This is a genomic window from Cellulosimicrobium sp. RS (genome assembly GCF_046159675.1).
GTDB lineage: Bacteria > Actinomycetota > Actinomycetes > Actinomycetales > Cellulomonadaceae > Cellulosimicrobium > Cellulosimicrobium funkei.
The window spans coordinates 344,076-363,167 of sequence record NZ_JBJXVU010000003.1 but is presented as its reverse complement, the minus strand read 5'-3'; the positions used below and the strand labels follow the sequence as shown (position 1 = coordinate 363,167).

Annotated in this window: 9 protein-coding genes; 3 read left to right on the top strand and 6 right to left on the bottom strand. The window is 73.1% G+C overall.

Going from position 1 to position 19,092, the window contains the following annotated elements; genetic code table 11:
- The first annotated feature begins 9 nt into the window (after positions 1–9).
- Positions 10–1,386 (top strand): TrkH family potassium uptake protein, encoded by a 1,377-nt coding sequence (locus ACI769_RS07195; protein ID WP_085388445.1) that lies wholly within the window; start codon positions 10–12, stop codon positions 1,384–1,386.
- Positions 1,387–1,554: 168 nt separating this feature from the next.
- Positions 1,555–2,259, top strand: coding sequence for a TrkA family potassium uptake protein (locus tag ACI769_RS07190; RefSeq protein ID WP_043655776.1), 705 nt, complete (start codon positions 1,555–1,557; stop codon positions 2,257–2,259).
- 321 nt (positions 2,260–2,580) lie between these two features.
- Here the strand turns inward: ACI769_RS07190 and ACI769_RS07185 are convergent, their stop codons facing one another.
- A complete protein-coding gene (locus ACI769_RS07185; protein WP_157446671.1) occupies positions 2,581–3,183 on the bottom strand; it encodes a transcriptional regulator in 603 nt (200 codons plus the stop codon).
- Positions 3,184–3,260: 77 nt separating this feature from the next.
- On the opposite strand from ACI769_RS07185, the gene ACI769_RS07180 reads away from it, so the two are divergent.
- A complete protein-coding gene (locus ACI769_RS07180) occupies positions 3,261–4,586 on the top strand; it encodes an MFS transporter (protein WP_409141417.1) in 1,326 nt (441 codons plus the stop codon).
- Positions 4,587–4,644: 58 nt separating this feature from the next.
- Here the strand turns inward: ACI769_RS07180 and ACI769_RS07175 are convergent, their stop codons facing one another.
- The 5 genes from ACI769_RS07175 to ACI769_RS07155 all read right to left on the bottom strand — a co-directional run bounded on the left by ACI769_RS07175 (position 4,645) and on the right by ACI769_RS07155 (position 19,001).
- Positions 4,645–5,394 (bottom strand): hypothetical protein, encoded by a 750-nt coding sequence (locus ACI769_RS07175; protein ID WP_085388446.1) that lies wholly within the window; start codon positions 5,392–5,394, stop codon positions 4,645–4,647.
- A 282-nt stretch (positions 5,395–5,676) separates the two neighbouring features.
- The gene (locus tag ACI769_RS07170; RefSeq protein WP_085388447.1) at positions 5,677–8,253 is read right to left on the bottom strand and encodes an immunoglobulin-like domain-containing protein; all 2,577 of its coding nucleotides are present in this window, start codon (positions 8,251–8,253) and stop codon (positions 5,677–5,679) included.
- Positions 8,254–8,376: 123 nt separating this feature from the next.
- Entirely contained in the window at positions 8,377–13,314 is a 4,938-nt protein-coding gene (locus ACI769_RS07165; RefSeq protein WP_409141416.1) for a family 43 glycosylhydrolase, read from the bottom strand.
- Positions 13,315–13,537: 223 nt separating this feature from the next.
- Entirely contained in the window at positions 13,538–15,952 is a 2,415-nt protein-coding gene (locus ACI769_RS07160) for a family 43 glycosylhydrolase (RefSeq protein ID WP_409141415.1), read from the bottom strand.
- Between the two features lie 151 nt (positions 15,953–16,103).
- Entirely contained in the window at positions 16,104–19,001 is a 2,898-nt protein-coding gene (locus tag ACI769_RS07155) for a family 43 glycosylhydrolase (protein WP_409141414.1), read from the bottom strand.
- Between the last annotated feature and the right edge of the window lie 91 nt (positions 19,002–19,092).

The following is a 19,092-nucleotide window of genomic DNA, read 5'->3' as shown; positions in this document are numbered from 1 at the left end:
GGAGGCTCCATGCCGACGAGCATGACCGGGCGCCTGTTCCGGGGGCGGGAGATCGTCGACCGCCTCGCCCGGCAGTCCCCCGCCCGCCTCGCCGTCACCGTGTTCGCCGCCGTCATCGCCGTCTTCACCGCCCTGCTCATGGCGCCCTGGGCGACGGCGAACGGCCGGTCCGCGCCGTTCGTCGACGCGTTCTTCACCGCCACGTCCGCCGTGTGCGTCACCGGTCTCGTCGTGGTCCCCACGGGGACCTACTGGTCGGGGTACGGGCAGGTCGTCATCCTGCTCGGCATCAAGATCGGCGGCCTCGGCGTCATGACGCTCGCGTCGATCCTCGGCATGGCCGTGTCCCGGCGCATCGGCCTCACGCAGAAGCTCCTCACCGCGTCGGAGACGAAGACGACGCGGCTCGGCGAGGTCGGCTCGCTCGTGCGGGTCGTCATCATCACGTCAACCTCGCTCGAGCTCCTCATCGCGCTGCTCCTGCTGCCGCGGTTCGTCGTGCTGGAGGAGACGTTCGGCGAGGCCGCGTGGCACGGCATCTTCTACGGCATCTCCGCCTTCAACAACGCGGGGTTCATCCCGACGGAGCACGGTCTCGCGCCGTACGTCGGCGACTGGATGCTGTGCCTGCCGATCATCCTCGGCGTGTTCATCGGGTCCCTCGGCTTCCCCGTCATCCTCAACGTCATGCGCAACCGCCGCCGCGCCTCCAAGTGGAGCCTGCACACCAAGCTCACCCTCACCACGAGCGCGGCGCTCGTCGTCGTAGGCACGGTGCTCTTCGCGGCCGTCGAGTGGGGGAACCAGCGGACCCTCGGGCCCCTCGACCTCGGCGAGAAGCTGCTCGCGTCGCTCTTCGCCGGCGTCATGCCGCGCTCCGGCGGCTTCTCGACCGTGGACACCGGCGGCATGCACGAGGCGAGCTGGCTCATCACCGACGCGCTGATGTTCGTCGGCGGCGGCTCCGCGTCGACCGCGGGCGGCATCAAGGTCACGACGCTCGCCGTCATGCTCATCGCCATCGTGTCCGAGGCCCGCGGCGACCGGGACATGGAGGCGTTCGGGCGACGCATCCCGCGCGACACCCTCCGGCTCGCGGTCGCGGTGTCGTTCGTCGGCGCGACGGCGGTGCTCCTGTCGAGCCTGCTCCTGCTGGAGATCACCGGCGAGACGCTCGACGTCATCCTCTTCGAGACCATCTCCGCGTTCGCGACCGTCGGCCTGTCGACCGGCATCACGCCCGACCTGCCCGACGCCGGGAAGTACGTCCTCATCGCGCTCATGTTCGTCGGGCGCACGGGCACCATGACGTTCGCCGCCGCGCTCGCCCTGCGCGACCGCCGCCGCATCGTGCGCTACCCCGAGGAGCGCCCCATCATCGGGTGAGCAGGCCCGCCCGGCGGCGCGACCGCCGGACGCGACCGCCGCACGAGACCTCACCGACACGCCAGACACCGCACCACCGGACCGACGAAAGGCCCCACCGTGACCGACCCGTTCACCCGCGCCGCCGACGGGAAGGACGGCGCGTCCGCGGACCCCGTCGCCCAGCGCATCGTCGAGCGCGGCCGCGCGGAGCGCGCGCGCCGGGACGAGGCGAAGGCCCCGCGCAAGGACGCGGGCGTCCTCGTCATCGGCCTCGGCCGCTTCGGGACCGCGATCGCCGCGACGCTGGACCGTCTCGGGCAGGACGTGCTCGCCGTCGAGCGCGACCCCGACCTCGTCGCCCAGTGGAGCGGACAGCTCCCGCTCGTCGAGGCCGACGCCTCCAACCCGGTCGCGCTCGAGCAGCTCGGCGCACGCGACTTCCCCGTCGCGGTCGTGGGCGTGGGCACGTCGCTCGAGGCGAGCGTGCTCATCACCGGAAACCTCGTCGACCTCGGCACGCCCCAGATCTGGGCCAAGGCGATCTCGGCGGAGCACGGGCGCATCCTCCAGCGCATCGGCGCGCACCACGTCGTGTTCCCCGAGGCCGACGCCGGCTCACGCGTCGCGCACCTCGTCTCCGGGAAGCTGCTCGACTACATCGAGGTCGAGGACGGGTTCACGATCGTCAAGATGCGGCCGCCCCGCGAGGTGCAGGGGTTCACGCTCGCGCAGTCGAAGGTGCGCGAGCGGTACGGCGTCACCGTGATCGGCGTGAAGTCGCCCGGCGAGGAGTTCCTCTACGCGACCCCCGAGACCCGGATCAGCGCGAACGACCTGCTCATCGTGTCGGGTCACGCCGACCTCCTGGAGCGGTTCGCCGCTCGGCCGTGAGGGTCGGGTTCGATCGGGTTCACAGCCCGCGGGTCGGGCCCGCGGTGGGGTCGGACCGTGCGCTCGGACTGGCGCACCGTCGCCCTGGTCTTCCGGGCGAAGGTCTGAGGAGTGCGCCTTGACGTCCTTCGCGCACGGTCCGACCCCACCGCTCGTCCTGGCCGTCGCCCTTCGTCCCGCGGTTCGGGCCTCGGTCCGGTGGTCCCTCGGGGTCGGTCTGGCGCTGTCGTGCCACGGGGGGCACAAGGCTGTCGCGCCGCGTGGGGGCACGCATCGCCGGGATCCTCGCCGGTCGGCCTGCCCGGCTCGTCCGGCCGGTCGTCAGGAGGGTGGGCGGTGCAGGACGAAGAGGCCTCGGTGCAGGGGGCGGTCGTGGCGGTCGGCGTCGGTCGCGACGTACTCGTCGAGGACGGCGAGGATACGGCGGTCGAGCTCGGCGACGTCGTCGTCGGAGAGGTGCAGGTAGAACGCCGCAGACGTGGTGACGGCGTCCGGACCGGCGGCGAGGGCGTCGTCGAGCGCCGCGGCGACGGGGCCGAACCGCGCGCCGGGCTCGGCGTCGCGCAGCGGGTCGTCGAGCCACCACGTGGCGCCCGTGGCGCGGTAGGGCCGCTCGAGCGCCCCGCCCGCCCCCGTGCGGACCTCCGCGGGCTCGAGCAGCCCGGCACGCACGAGGAGGCGGACGTGATGCAGCGCCGTGCCCGGCGGGACGCCGAGGTGGTCGGCGAGCTCCTTGTTCGTCATCTCGCGCGTGCCGCACTGCCGCACGATGCGCTGGCGCAGCGGGTGCGCGAGCGCCTTCGCCTCGAGAGCGGTGGGCGGACGGCGGCCCGGGACGCCGGGGGCGCCCGGCCTGGGGGCGGGCCCGGCGGTGGGATCCGGGATCGACTCCAAGGTCGACTCCGGGGTGGGCTCGGGGGTCATGGGCTCATCGTACGGACCCTCGATCGAGAGCGCTCGATCGATTGGGGTTTCTCGATCACTGTGCCATGCTGGGCGACATGGCCTCTCGACCCGGGCGCCGTCGCCCCGCCGCCGCACCGCTCGGCGCGCCGTTCCGGCGCCTGTGGGCCGCGTCCACGGTGTCGAACCTCGCCGACGGGGTGCTCAAGGTCGCGCTCCCGCTCGTCGCGGTCCGGTACACCGACTCGCCGGCGCTGGTCGCGGGGCTGACGTTCGCCCTCACGCTCCCGTGGCTGCTCTTCGCGCTGCCCGCGGGCGCGCTCGCCGACCGTCTGGACCGGCGGCTCGCGATGGTCGGCGCCAACGTGGCGCGCGCGGTCCTCGTGGTCGCGCTCGCGGCCGTCGCGCTCGTGCCCGACGCCGGGAGCATCGCCGTGCTGTACTTCGTCGCCTTCACCGTCGGCGTCACCGAGACGCTGTACGACACCTCGGCGCAGTCGATCCTCCCGCAGGTCGTGCCGCGCACCGCGCTCCCCCGCGCCAACGGGCGCCTCTACGCGGCGGAGCTCACCGCGAACCAGTTCGTGGGGCCACCTCTGGGCGGGCTGCTCGTGGCCGCGGGCGCCGCCGTCGCGTTCGGCGTCCCCGGAGCGCTCTGGGCGCTCGCCGTGGTGCTGCTGCTCGGGCTCCCGGGCACGTACCGGACGGTGCGCGCGACCCGCACGACGCTGCGCGCGGACGTCGCCGAGGGCCTGCGGTTCCTGTGGCACGACCGCATCCTGCGCACGCTCGCGATGATGGTCGGCGGCATCAACTTCGCGAGCAACGCCGCGTTCGCGGTCTTCGTGCTCTACGCCGTCGGCCCCGACTCGCCCCTCGGCCTGTCCGAGCCGGCGTACGGCGTGCTCCTCACCGCGACGGCGGTCGGGGCGTTCGCGGGGTCGTTCGTCGCCGAGCGTGTCGTCGGGACGATCGGGCGCGCGCGCTCCCTCGCGCTGACGATCCTCGGCACGGTCGCCCTCGTCGGCGTCCCCGCGGTGACGACGAACGCGTGGGTGATCGGCGCCGTCTCCGCCGTCGGCGGTGCCGGGATCGCCGTGTGGAACGTCGTGACGCTGTCGCTGCGCCAGCGCATCACGCCCGACGCCCTGCTGGGCCGGCTCAACGCGTGCTACCGGCTCCTCGCCTGGGGGACGCTGCCCCTCGGCGCCGCGGTGGGTGGCCTGCTCGGTGAGCTCTTCGGGCTGCGCACGGTCTTCGTGGTCATGGCGGCAGTGTCCGGCGCGATGCTCCTGGGGATGCTCGTCGTCGACGACCGGGCGATGGACGCCGCGGAGGCTGCGGCGGACGCACGCGACGCCGACGCGCGTGCGGTCGAGGCCGCGCGGGCTGGCGCCGAGACGGAGCCGCAGCCGGAGAGCTGACCCTGCGGGCGCGCCGGAGGGGCGCGCCGACGAGGTGCGCCCGGAGAGGTGCGCAGGCTCAGGCCGCGCCGCCCCTGCCTGCCCGACGGCGCAGCGCCGCCCCGGCCAGGACCGCCGCCCCGGCCAGCGCCGCGACGAGGCCCAGGCCCGCGCCCGTCGTCGCCAGGCCCGCGCCCGTCGTCGCCAGGCCCGCGCCCGTCGTCGCCAGGCCCGGGCGTGAGGAGCCCGGCCCGCCGCCCGCCGCCGCACCACCCGAGCCGCCCGCTCCCCCGGACCCCGCGGACGGCGTCATCCCGGGCTCGTGCGGCTCGCCGGGGGCGGCGAGCACGAGGAACGGCTCGGACACCACGTCGGCACCGCCCGCCGTCGGCACGAGCCGCACGTGGTGCTCGCCCGGCGTCGTACCCGCGGGGATCGTCGCGACGAAGAGGAACGCCCCGTCGGCGTCCGTCGTGACGGTGCCCAGGAGCACGGGATCGCTCTCGAGCCAGACCTCGTGGACGGCGTGCGGCGCGAGGCCGGTCCCGCGCAGCTCGAGCCTGCCGCCGACGACGAAGGGCCCGGAGCCGACGACGGCCACGCGCGGCGTCGTCGGCACCTCACGCTCGGTGATCTCGACGCTGACGCGCACGCTGTCGGCGGGGTCCGTGACCGAGATCGCGACCGGGGTGGCGGCCGGGGCGGCGGCCGGGGCGGCGGCCGCTGCAGGGAGGGTGGTCGGGGTCGCCGCGCCGGCCGTGCCCGCGGGCACGACGAGCGAGCCGGCGAGCACGAGGGCGGCGAGCAGCCTGCGGGTGGTCGTCGTCACGCGGGGAACCTCTTCGTCCGGCCCGGGGCGGGCACCGCTGGGTCGCCCCCGAACCCGACTGGACGGTCGTCCAGTTCACGGACATCCTGCCATCCTGGACGCTCGAACTGAACACCCGTCCAGTTTGTTCACCCACGCGTCGCACCGCCGTCGACAGGCGGGCACGGCTCGGCCCCCGCCGCTCCGCGGAGCGACGGGGGCCGAGCCCGGACCCGGGCCGTGCCGGCACACCGCCCGGGGGTCCGGCACCCCCGGCCCGGCCGAGGCCGGACCGGGGGACGGTCAGGCGCAGTCGAGCGCGTCGACCGCCGCCTCGCGCGTGGCCGTCACCTCCCGGCCGTCGAGGGTCGCCACGCCGGTCACCGTGACCGAGCCCGCCGGGACCGCCGTCGTGCGGGCGGCGAACGACTGGTAGGCGTTCTTGCCCGGCGCGACGTCGGCGACCGTCTTCTCCCCGTACGGCGTCGTGAGCGTCAGCGTGACGGGGACGTCCTCCCCGTTCGTCGCGCGGACCGCGACGTACGCCTTCCCCGCGAGGCAGCGCGGCGTGACCTCGACCGCGAGGTCGAGCTCGGGCGCCGGCGGCTGCTCGCCGTACGCCGCGAGGAGCGCGGCGTGCTCGGCGGCCGTGATCGGCAGCACGGTGCCGTGGCGTGGGCTGCTCGGCAGGTGGGCGTCGACCGACGTCCACACGCCCGAGTCGAGGTCGGTGGACTCGAGCGGCAGGTACCCCTGGCCACCGTGGTAGCTCGGCTGGTCGACGAAGAGGTACCACTTCTCCTCGGTGTTCGACTTGAAGACGGTCGGGCCCTCGCCCGCGGTGAGCGTGCCGCCCCACGGGTTGGGCTGGCCGTAGCCGATCTTCTCGGCGACGAGGTCCCAGTCGGTCGAGCGCAGGTCCGTCGACTTCTCGAGGCGCGGGATCATGTACGCCTCGTCCTTGGTGAACCGGTAGTAGGTGCCCTCGTGCTCGACGATCGACGAGTCGATCATCCCCAGCCCGTTGCCGCGCTTCTCGTCGATCCACACCTGCGGCTCGGAGAACGTCACGAAGTCGCGCGTCGTGGCGTACATCATGCGCTGGTAGGAGTCGGCGATGCGGCGGCCGTCGGTCGACGTCGTCGGGTAGAGCGCCGAGGCCCAGTAGACGATGTACTCGCCGCGCTGCGCGTCCCAGAACGCCTCGGGCGCCCACGTGTTGCCCGCGTACGCGCTCGACACCGTGACCATGCGCTGGTCGGACCAGTGCACGAGGTCGGTCGACTCCCAGATCATCAGCGCGCGCGACCCGCGCTCCTGCGCGTTGCCGAAGTTGTTGCCGCCGTAGATGCGCAGGTCGGTCGCGAGGAGGAAGAACCGGTCGCCCTCGGGTGAGCGGATGATGAACGGGTCGCGCAGGCCCTTCTCGCCGAGCGTCGACGTGAGCACGGGCTCGCCGTCGTTGAGCTCGACCCAGTCGAGCGGGTCGTTCCCGTTGCTCGCGCTGAAGTAGACCGACTCGCCGTCCGCGGTGCTCTCCCCCTCGAAGTACGGGAAGAAGTAGCCCTCGTAGTCGGCGGCGGCCGGCAGCGGGCGGACCGTCGCGTCGTAGGTGTGCGTCGCGGTCGCGCCGTCCTTGGTCGCCGTGACGGTGAGCCGCACGACGGCGGCCGGCTCGCCGTGGGCGGGCCGGGTCACCTCGCCCGTGGCCGAGACGGTCGCGGGGTCGGAGCTCTCCCACGTGAGGGCGGAGCCGTTGGCCCCCTCGGCCGGCAGCGTGAGGTTGCCGCGCACGTCGCCGAGGTGCGGCACGACGACGTGGCTCGCGTCCCACGCCACGGCCGCGGCAGGAGCCAGGTGGGCGAGGACGGTGACGTCGAACTGGGCGGTGCGCGCGACCGCGCCGCGCGTGACGAGCGCGGTGAGCGTCACGGTCGCGTCGTCCTCGCCCGCGGCGGGCCGGGTGACCTTCCCCGTGGCGCCGACGACGCCCGCGTCCGACGACGTCCACGTGACGAGCGAGCCCTGCGCGCCCGTGGTGGGCAGCACGAGGTCCGCGGTGACGGCGCTCGTGTCGCCGAGGTCGAGCGCGGCGAGGTCGGCGTCCGCGGCGGCCGTGGAGGTCCGGGCCGCGAGCTCGGCCGCCTCGGCCGGGCTCAGCGCACGGTCGTAGAGGCGGAAGTCGCGCACCTGGCCCTTGAGGTAGCGGTCGCCGGAGTAGAGCGAGCGGCCGACGTAGTTCGCGGTCGTCTGACCGCCGCCGATCTGACCGGGGTCGGTCGTGACGTTCGTGGCCTGCTTGACCTGCACGCCGTCCTCGTAGAGCGTCGCCGTCGTGCCGGAGAGCGTGTACGTGAGCGTCTTCCAGACGCCGCGCTGGAGGTTCGCACCCTTGGTGACGGTCTGCTCGGTGGTCCAGCTCCCGGTCGCGATCGACGTGCGGTACGCGTTGCCGGTCGTGAACAGGTAACCGTTGCCGTTCGACCCGCTCGTGTTGCCGAGCCCGTAGACGAAGTACGGCGTGCCCTGGTCCTGGCTCACGAGCACGTCGAGGCTCACGGTGGCGTCCGTGAGGCCCGCGAGCAGGTGGTCGGGCAGGTCGACGTAGTCGTCGGTCCCGTCGAGCGTCGTGCCGTCGGCCGTCGCCGTGCCGCCCACCACCGTGGCCGGGCCGAACGTCGAGCCCTCGGCGCGGTTCGCCGTCGTGCCGCCGGTCGTGCTCGCGGCGTCGAGCGGGTACCACGCGACGAGCCCGTCGTCGGTGGGCCCGCCGACGTCTGCGGCCGCGGGTGCGGCGACCGCGGCGGCGAGCGTGGAGACGGCGAGCGCCCCCACCAGCCCGGCGGCGAGCGCCGAGCGTGCTCGGTGTATGGAAATCATGTCGTCCTCTCCTCGTCGAGATGCAGGTCGTGTCGCGAGGTAGAGCCCCGGTCCCGCGAGGTAGAGGCGTGGTCGTGACCACGCCTCTACCTCGGCTCACCGGGGCTCTACCTCGGGGGATCGTCAGCCGCAGGGGTGGGCGTCGTAGGCGACGTCGTAGGGCGTGGTGACCGGGGTGCCGTCGAGCACGGCCGTGCCGGTGACCGTCACGGTGCCGGCCGGGACCGCCGTCGCCCTCGTCGCGAACGACTGGTAGGCGTTCGCGCCCGGGGCGACGCCCGCGAACGTCTTCGTGCCGTACGGGGTCGTGAGGGTGACGTCGGCGGGCACGTCGCCCGCGTTCGTCGCCCGTACCGCGACGTAGACCTTGCCCGCGAGGCACCGCGGGGTGGCCTCGACGGTCAGCTCGACCCGGGGCGCGGGGGCGACGTCGACCGGGTCCACGCTCTCGAGCGTCGGCACGACCTTCTGGATGAGGCCGTCCTCGCCGAACGTGAGGCGGTCGATCGTCGTCTCGCGGTGGGTCCCGTCGCCGCCGGGGATGGCGAACCGGTGGTAGGCGATGTACCAGTCGTCCGTGCCCTCGACGTTGAGGATCGAGCTGTGCCCGGTCCCGAGGATGCCCTGCGAGGCGTCCTTCTCGAGGATCACGCCGCGGTACGTCCACGGGCCGTCGATGCTGTCCGACGTCGCGTAGCCGACGCGGTAGCTCTCCGAGCCCGTGTCGTCGATCGAGTACGTGAGGTGGTAGACGCCGTCCCGGTAGTTGAGGAACAGACCCTCGCGGAAGTCGGTCAGGCCGGGGATGCGCCGCAGCGTGTCCTGCTTGATCGACGTCATGTCGTCGCCCAGCTCCGCCATGACCGGGCCGTTCGACGGCCCGCCGTTGCCCCACAGCAGCCAGTGCTTCCCGGTCTCCGGGTCGCGGAACGCGGCCGGGTCGATGGCCTGGCCGGACGTGACCGCCTCGCCGTTCGTGATCATCGCCGTCGGCTGCGCGGTGAACGGCCCCTCCGGGCTGTCGGCCACCGCGACGCCGATCGTCTTCCGGTTGTAGGTCGGGTTGTGGCCGGAGAAGTAGAACCAGTACTTCCCGTCCCGCTCGATGATGGTGGGCGCCCACGCGTTGCCGGACGCCCACGGGACGTTCCCGTTCGCGCCGTCGAGCGTGAGGAACGGCTGCTCCGAGCGCTCCCACGTCACGAGGTCGGTGGACTTCCAGACGTAGAAGTCCTTGCCGCCCCAGCCCGGCGTGCCGTCGGTCGTGGCGTAGAGGTAGAACGTGTCGCCGAACTGCGCGATGTTCGGGTCGGCGTACGTCCCGGGGAGCACGGGGCTGCCCATCTGCTTGGCCTGGACCGTCCACGTGCGCGACGACCCGTCCGGCCCGGTCACGGTGTACGCCACGGGCTGCGTGAGGTCCTGCACGGAGCCGTTCCCGGGCGTGACCGTCGCGCGCGGCGAGACCGTGAGGACCGGCGCGAGCGCGGAGACATCCGTGCCCGGCTCGACGGCGAGCGTCACGGTCGAGCTCGCCCCGTCGACGATCGCGGGGACCTTGAGCGCGTCGAGCTCGGCGCCCGTGACGGCCGTGTGGTCGGCCCCGACCTGGTAGACCTCGTCCGCCGTGAGCGCGCGGTCGTAGACCCGGAAGTCGCGCACCGAGCCCTTGAGGTAGCGGTCGCCCGAGTACAACGAGCGGCCGATGTAGTTGGCGAGCGTCGAGCCGTTCCCGATGTCCTTCGGGTCGATGGTGACGCCGGTCTGGCGGCCCACCTCGACGCCGTCCTCGTAGAGCACGGCCGTCGTGCCGGACAGGGTGTACGTGAGGTGCTTCCACACCCCGCGCTGGAGGTTCGCGTTCTTCGTGACGGTCTGCTCGGTGGTCCAGTTCCCCGTCGCGATCGACGTGCGGTACGCGTTGCCCGTGGTGAACAGGTACCCGTTGCCCGCCGTGCCGCTCGTGTTGCCGAGGCCGTAGACGAAGTACGGCGTCGCCTGGTCCGTCGCGACCTTGACGTCGAGCGCGACCGTGACGTCGGTGAGCCCGGCGAGCAGGTGGTCGGGCAGGTCGACGTAGTCGTCCGTCCCGTCGAGCCGGACGCCCTCCCCGGTGCCGGAGAAGGCCGCGCCGTTGGTCAGCGTCGCCGGGCCGAACGACGACCCGGGCGCGGTGTTCGCCGCCGCCGTCCCGCTCGTCTCGTCGAACGCGTACCGCACGACGAGCCCCGGCACGTCGGCCGTCACCTCGACCGCCACGTACGCGGTGCGCGACCCGTCGGCCGTGGTCGCCGTGACGAGCGCGTGGCCCTTGCCGACGCCCGTGACGACGCCGTCGGCCGAGACCGTGGCGACGTCCGCGTCGTCCGACGCCCACGTGATCGCGCGCGCCGTCGCGTTGGCGGGCGTGACGGTCGCCGTGAGCTGCCGCGTGCCGCCGACGCCCACCTCGAGCGACTCGGGGGTGACGCTGAGGCCCTCGACGGGGACGACGTCGTCGGTCACGGTGACGACCGCGCGGGCGCGGACGCTCACCCCGCCGCCGAGCGTGCCCAGCACCTCGAACGAGCCCGCCTGCGCGTACGATGCCGGGTCGACCGCGTCCCACGTGACGTCCGCCGAGCCCGTGGAGCCGTCGGCGAAGCGCGCCGTGACGCTCGCGGGCAGCACCGGCGCGGAGCCGGTCTGGACGGTCACGGCGACGTCCTCGACGGACTCGACGAACGCGTCGGGCTGGTACGTCCGCAGCAGGCGGTCGTACTCGGCCTGCGTCACGGGGAGCACCGTGCCGTGGCGCGGGCGGGACGGCATCTCGTAGTCGGAGGACATGGTCCACTCGGCCGCGTCGAGCGAGGTCGACTCGAACGGCACGTAGCCGCGGCCGCCGAACTCGTCGATGAAGAGGTACCACTTCTCCTCGGTGTTCGACTTGAAGATCGTCGGGCCCTCGCCCTGGTTGATCCCGCCGCCCAGCGAGTTCGCCTTGCCGATGCAGTCGGTGATGAAGTCGTAGTCCGTCGAGCGCAGCTCGGCCGCCTTCTCCGCGAGGATGAACTTGGAGCACGGCGTGGACGACGTGTTGTTCCGCTCGTCCTTGGTGAACCGGTAGTACTGGCCGTCGTGCTGCGTCACGGTCGAGTCGATGACCGAGTAGCCCGGGTCGACCCACACCTGCGCCTCGCTGAACGTCACGAAGTCGCGCGTCGTGGCGTACATCATGCGGTTGTACGTGTTGCCGGTGTGGTCCGGGTCGTCCTCCGCGTAGAGCTTCGAGGCCCAGAACACGACGTACGCGCCGATCGTCTCGTCGTAGTACGCCTCCGGCGCCCACGTGTTGCCCGCGGTGTCGGGCGAGACCTGCACGAGACGCTGGTCGGTCCAGTTCACGAGGTCCGTGGACTCCCAGACCATGATCGACTTCGAGCCGGTGCGCTGGGACGCGTCCCAGTTCCCGTTGCCGTAGATCTTGAGGTCGGTGGCGATCTGGTAGAACTTGTCGCCCTCGGGCGAGCGGATGATGAACGGGTCCCGCAGGCCCTTCTCCCCCAGCTCCGACGTGAGGACGGGCTGGTTGTCGTTGAGGTTCTGGTACTTCAGCGGGTCGTTGCCCTGGCTGAGCCCGAAGTAGACCTGCTCGCCCGTGGCGGTGCCCTCGCCCACGAAGTACGAGAACAGGTAACCCGCGAGGTCCTCCTGCTCGGGCAGCGGCGGGACGTGCGCCGCGAGCTCGCGCGTCGCGGTGGCCGCGCCGACCGTCACCGTCGCGGTGAGGGCCACGGTCTCGGCGTCCTCGCCGTGCGCCGGGCGCGTCACCTCGCCCGTCGGGGTGATCGTGCCCGACGACGACTCCCACGTCACGCTCGCGCCGTGCAGCCCCGTGGTGGGCAGCGTGAGGTTGCCGCGCACGTCGTCGAGGTTCGTCACCTCGAGCGCGGCGGCCGCGGCGTCGGCCTTCGCCTGGTCGCCGTCGCCCGGCAGGACCGTGACGTCGAACGTGCGGGTCGCGGTCGCGCCGCGCAACGTCACCGTGGCGGTGAGCGTCGCGGTCGCCGGCTCGTCGCCCGCGGGGCGCGTCACCGCGCCGCTCGCGGAGACGACGCCCGCGTCGGAGCTCGACCACGCGACGGCGGAGCCACCGACGCCCTTCGCCGGGAGCGCGAGGTCCGTGGCGACGGCGCTCGTGTCGCCCAGGTCGAGCGCGGCGGCGTCGGCCGCGACGGCGTCCTGCGCGGCGTCCGACGCGAGGTCGGCGACCTCCTGCGCGGTGAGCGCGCGGTCGTAGAGCCGGAAGTCCTTCATGCGCCCCTTGAAGAGGTTGTCGGCCGCGTAGGCCGACTTCCCGAGCGCGTTCGCGGTCGTGGTGCCGCCGCCGATCGCGCCGGGCGTGATCGTCACCGCGGTGTTCTGCCCGACCTGGGTGCCGTCCTCGTACAGCCGCGCCGTGCCGCCCGCGAGCGTGTAGGTGACGGTCTTCCACACGCCGCGCTGGAGGGCGCCCGCGGGGGTCTTGGCCGTGTTCTGCTCGCGGCCCCACGCGAGGTCGGAGATCGTCGCGCGGTAGTTCGCGTTGCCCGTCGAGAACAGGTAGCCGTTCCCGGACTGCGGGGTCCCGACCGCCGCGTTGCCCAAGGTGTAGAAGAAGTAGTTGCCGCTCAGCGACGTGTCGACCCACACGTCCGCGCTCACCGTCACGGCGTCGTAGCCGGCCAGGAGGTCGTCGGGCAGGTCCACGTGGTTCGCGCCGCCGAACGTGAGCCCCTGTCCCGCGCGCCACCCGCCGCCCGAGCCGACGAGCGCGGCGTCGAGGCCGTGACCCGACGCGTCGTGCGCGACGGCGCCCTCGGTCTCGTCGAGCGGGAGCCAGAGCCGCAGACCGTCCGTGGTCGGCTCGGCCGCTGCGGGGGCCGGTGCGGGCGCCGCGGGCATCGGGCCGGCGGCCGCCGCGCCCACGGGCGCGAGCGGGGCGACGAGCGCGAGGCCGAGCAGCGCCGCGAGCGAGCGGCGTCGGCGTCGGGCGCGGGGCTCCGCGGGCGTCGGGGGTGGTTCGTGGCGTGAGGTCATCGGTGACTCCTCGTCGTCGTGCCCGGCGTCGGCGCCGGTCGCGGGTCCGCCGTCGGACGCGCGTGTGAACGCTAACATGTGAACGCAAACATGCCTAGGGACCCCGGGACCGACAACGATGTCGAAAAGCGCGTGAGGACTCCCGGGCGCACCCGGACGCCGACGGCGGCCCGCACCCCGGGTGGGGTGCGGGCCGCCGTCGGGCAGTGCTGGTCGTCCGGTGTCAGCCGCAGGACAGGTCGCCGTAGGCGGCCTCGTGCGCGGTCTCGACCGTGACGCCGTCGAGCACCGCGGTGCCCGTGGCGGTCGCGACCCCGGCCGCGAGCGACCCGGACCGCGTGGCGAACGACTGGTACGCGTTCGCCCCCGGCGCGACGTCGCGCACGACGCGCGCGCCGAACGGGGTGACGAGCTCGACGTCGGCCGCGACGTCGGCGAGGTTGGTCGCGCGCACCGCCACGTAGGCCTTGCCCGCGAGGCAGCGTGCGGACGCGGTCACGTCGAGCTCGACGGCCGGGCCGGCGGCGTCGGCCGCGAACTCCCACGTGTCCACCTCGACGAGGTCGACGCCCGCGGGGCCGGCGAACGTGAAGTACACGTCGTGGACGCCGCTCACGCCCTCGAGGGCGGCGGTCACGTCCGCCCACTCGCCCACGGGGGTGTCGAGGTCGAGCGTGCCGACGACGGCACCCTCGCGGTCGTCGAGGCGCACCTCGACGGTGGCACCCTCGACGAGCGGCTTGACGCGCGCCGTGACGCTCGCGGCACCGTCGCCGAAGTCGACCGACGACAGCGCCGACCAGTCGCCGGCGTCGACGTCGCGGACGACGAGGTTCGGCGCCTGGTCGCCGAACTGTGCCGAGCCGCCGTCGACCTTCGCGGTGGTGAGGCCCTGCTGCCACGCGAACGTCTCCGCCTCGAGCACCTGGAACGGGTCGAGGTCCTTGACCTGGTCCACGCCCGCGTAGTCGCCGACGACCTGCTGGACCGTGCCGTCCGCGTTGAACGTCAGCTCCTGGATGTGCGGGCTGCGGTAGCCCTGCGTGGTGCTGCCGTTGATGCGCTTGTTGAGCGTGGGCGCGTGGTACGTGAAGTAGTACTTGCCGTCCAGCTCGAACACCGACTGGTGGTTGTTGCCACCCGTGCCCGCGCCGAAGAACTGCGACTGGTTCGGGAACATCACGCCGGCGTACGTCTCCTTGGGGAACGACATCGGGTCGTCGGAGATCATGTAGCCGATCTGCCCGCCGCCCGGGTACCCCGGGAGCGTGGCCTGGTTGCCGCCGAAGTCGTTGCCGCCGAAGTGCGACGAGTACGACAGGTAGTACTTCCCGTCGCGCTCGAAGACCTGCGCCGCCTCGAACGCCACGGGCGCGTCCACGACGGCCGCCGTGCCCTGCGTGGAGACCATGTCGTCGCCGAGCTCGATGACGCGGATGTTCTTCGGGTTGTTGAACCGCTCCGCCGCGGGCATCGACGTCGACGCCGGGCCGCCGCCGAAGTAGAGGTACGCGCCGTCGTCGGTGACGAGCGGCGCCGGGTCGAACTTCCAGGCCACGGCGTCGGCGCCCGGGGTGCGCCCGTCGATGAGCGTGCTGTCGCGCTCGCTCGTCCACGGCCCGAGCGGCGAGGCGCCCGTGATGACGTTCGACGACCCGCCGCCGTTGGCGTAGTAGAGGAAGTACTTGTCGACGCCGTCGACCGTCTTCTTCGCCATGCCCGGCGCCCACGAGTTGTTGGTGAAGGGGGCGACGCCCTGCGGCCCCGCGACCTGGATCTCGCCGTGGTCCGTCCAGTTCACGAGGTCCTCGGACGAGATGAGCGTGATCTGGTTGATGCTGCCGTAGTTGATCTGCGGCGAGACGCCCGTCACCGGGTCGGGCGCGTAGCCCTGGGTGTCGTTCGTCATGTACATGTACACGCGCCCGTCCTCGACGAACCCGAACCCGTCGGCCCCGAACTTGTGGGAGATGAGCGGGTTGTGCTCGCCGGGAAGCTTGCCGAGCACCTCGATCGTCTTCGACGGCGGTCCGGGCGGGGCCGCGCCGACGACGGAGACGTCGTCGAGCACGAAGTCCATGAGGTGCGTCGCCGGGTCGGCGGACGGGTTGCTCGTCCACGGCGTCTCGAAGAACAGCCGCGCGGTGCCGACGTTCTGGTCGGCCGGGATCGTGAACCGGCCGTCGAGCGTCGCCCACTGGCCCTTGGTCGCGGTGACGCTCACCAGGTTCGTGTACGACCCGCCGCCGTAGTGCATCGTCGCGAAGAACTGCTTGGTGGCCGGCGCCGCGGCGGCGTCGTAGCGGATCTTCGCGGTGAGCTCGTACGTCTCGCCCGCGCGGACCTTGCCGCTGAGGTCCTGCATCGGACCGGAGCCGGTCGTCGCGCGCTCGGTGGTCAGGGCCGCGGCCTCGCCCGCGAACGCCTGGTCGGTGGTCGACAGCACGGCCTTGTCGGTCGCGTTGCCGTTGTTGACGAACCAGCCGGTCGTGCCGTCCTCGAAGCCGCCGTTGACGACCAGCTCCTCGTCCGCGGCGTACGACGGCAGCGCGGCGAGCGACGCGGAGAGCAGCGTCACGAGCGCGGCCCCGGCGACGGCGCCGCGCAGGCGACGTCGTCTGCGGTGGTGCGTGTCCATGGATCCTCCTCGATCGATGTGGGTGTCCTGCGCGTCCGCGCGCCTCGCGCGGACGGTCGTGCCCGACGGCGGTCCCCGCCGTCGTCCTGCGTCCTCCCTCCTCGCGCGCCGACCCGGCGCGGCCTGCGCGGCCCGCCGGGTCGGGCGCGGGTCAGCGGCCGAACGGCACGGTGCGGGTCGTCGTCGCGGCGTCGGTCGAGCGCGTGACGGTGACGGTGGCCTCGCCAGCCGGTGCCTGCGACCGTCGCGTCGGGAACGCCTGGTAGGCGCTCGCCCCCGGTCGGACGTCGGCGAACGTGCGGCTGCCGTACGGCGTGGCGACCACCACGTCCACCGGGACGTCCTCCTCGTTCACGACGCGCACGGCGACGTAGTCCGTGCCGGCGAGCGCGCGCAGGCTCGCCTCCGCCGCGAACGCGACGCCCGGGGACGTCGTCGGCTCCAGTGACGCGACGGCGAGCGCGAGCGCCCGGGCGGGAGCGTCGGCCTGGTTCTGCGTCGACGGCGCGGTCGTCGACCGCGCCCAGGCGAGGGCCTGCTCGACGGCGGCCCACGACTCGGCCGTGTGGTCCGCCGGGTCGAGCCCTTCCGCCTCGGCGACGACGGCGTCGAGCGCCGTCCGGTCGGCGCCGCCGTCGGCGTCGAGCACGTCGCTGAGGAGGAAGTGGTCGAAGTCCACGTGCCCGCCGGTCCGCTCCTTGGCGTAGGAGAAGAGGCCGAACCGGTAGCCCATGAAGTGGGACAGGCTCCAGTCCATGACGAGCGGCCCCTGGCGCGGCCCGAGCGGCTGCCACGTGCGCCCGTCGAGGCTGTAGGAGTACTGCACCCAGAGCTGGCCGCCCGGCGAGGCGAAGTCCGCGTCCGCCTTGAGGTGCACGTCCGCGCGCTCCCCGAGCGGGACCTGCGACCCGGGGACGAACGACTCGACCGCCTCGCGGTCGATCGTGTCGGTGAACGGCTGGAGCCGCGTGACGAGGCCGAGCGTGCGCTCGCCGTCGACCTGCTGGACCCCCGCGTACGCGAAGCTGCGGCCGTAGACGGCCAGGCCGGCGACGTCGCCGTCGAGCATCCCCGACACGTCGACGCGGGTCTCCGCGGAGGCCGTCGGCCCGAAGGTGCGCTGACCGAGCGTGTTGCGCGCCTCCTCGAGGTAGGTGAGGTCGCGCCCGGGCGCCTTGGTGTACTCCGCCTCGCCGCTCACGACGTGCCCGTTGGTCAGGCGCAGCCAGCCCTCGCGCTCGGTGAGGGACCAGTACCGGTTGTCCGGCGCGTGGTTCCACTGCCAGGCGAGGTCGAGGTCCGAGCCGTTGTACGACACCTCCTCGAGCGTGGGCGTCTCGACGGCCGGCGCGCGGCCGACCACGGACACGTCGTCGAGCAGGTACTCGACGCTCGACGACGGCGGCTGCGGGTTGCCCCACGGCGTCTCGACCGCGAGCTTGAAGGTCCGGACGTCCGCGTCCTGCGGGACGGTGTAGGTGCCCCGCACGGTCGTCCACTCCCCCGGCGTGGCGTTCGCCCACGCGAGCGTGGTGACGCCCGCGCCCCAGTCCCCGACGAGGTTGAAGCGGACCTGCGCCGGCCCGGAGGCGTAGCGGACCCGGGCCGAGACCTCGTAGGTCACGCCCGCCTGGATCTTCCCGCCGAGCTGCTGGTTCGGCCCGGAGCCGTTGAGCGTCCGGCCCGCGACGCGCAGCGCGCCCGTGCCCGACGCCGCGCCGCTCGTCTCGCGCGACAGCGTCGCCCCGAACTGCGCGGCCCACGGCGCGGTCCCGGCGTCCTCGAACCCAGGGTTGGCGACGAGCTCGACGCCGAGCAGGGACTCGTCGTACGTGGGCGCGTCGGGGACCTCCCAGACGGTGTCGCTGAACGCGCGGTGCTCGGCGTCGTTCGCGAAGTCGTCGGAGGCGACGATGCTCTTCAGCCGCTCCCGGCGCTCCGTCGCCGGGTCCAGCACGATCGGCTTGGCGAACGTGTCGCCGACGCGGACGACGCCGTCGTCGCCGAACGTGGGCCAGCCGTCCTCCCACGTCGCGGGGATGAGCGCGGGGATGCGGCCGAGAGGGTAGGTGTCGCGGAAGAACATGCCCCACCACTCGTAGCCGCCCGCGCCGTCGGGCACCTCGACCAGCCCACCCTGCGCGAAGCCGTCCGAGTTCAGCGCGCTGCGCGCCTCGTACGGGTTCGACCCGTCGGCGGTCTCGTAGCGGCCCAGCAGGTGCGGGGAGCGGAACAGCACCTCCTGCCGGTTCTGGCCGCTGGGCCACGTGATGATCGCGACGTAGTACTCGCCGTCGATGTAGTGCACCTGCGCGCCCTCGAACAGCCCGCCGACGAACGGCTCGCCCGCGTAGTCCGCGGCACGGAAGATGTTCGGGAAGTCCGCCTCGATCGCGGTGAGGTCGTCGTTCAGCCGGACGGCGCTCGTCGCGCCCGAGCCGTAGAAGATGTAGGGCGTCCCCCCGTCGGCCTCGTCGAAGAACAGCGACGGGTCGTGGAACCCCCGGCCGAGCGCGGTGCGCTCCCACGCGCCGTGCTCGACGTCGTCCGTGCGGAAGAGGTACGACCCCCCGAGGTCGTTGGTGTTGAACACCACGTAGAACGTGCCGTCGCGGTAGCGCAGCGAGGACGCCCACTGCCCGTTGCCGTAGCCGTTCTTCCCGTTGCGCAGCGACGACACGTCGCCGACGCCGAGACGGTCGTAGACGTAGCCGACGATCTCCCAGCTCACGAGGTCGTACGACTTCATGATCGGGGCGCCGGGCGCGAGGTGCATCGTCGTGCTGATCATGTAGTAGAGGTCGCGGCCCTCGTCGTTCTCGGCCGCGGGGACGCGCGTGACGCTGATGTCGGGGACGTCGCTGCGCAGGAGCGGGACGTCGTACGTCCCGTCGCCGCGGTCCGTCGTGGTCAGCCCGGTGAGGGCGGTCGCCGCCGGGGGCTCGTCGTCGGCCGTCGCGGTGGCGTGCGCCGCGGGCAGGCCGGCCCCGAGCGCCAGCACCCCCGCCACGATCGTCGCCGCGGCTCGTCGTCTCCGGTGCCTGCTCATGTCGTTCCTCCTCGTCGAGGTCTGCTGCTGTCGTGGGTTCATGCCGGGGATATCGATGTCGGTACCGATATCGACTGACGCCGCGTCGCCG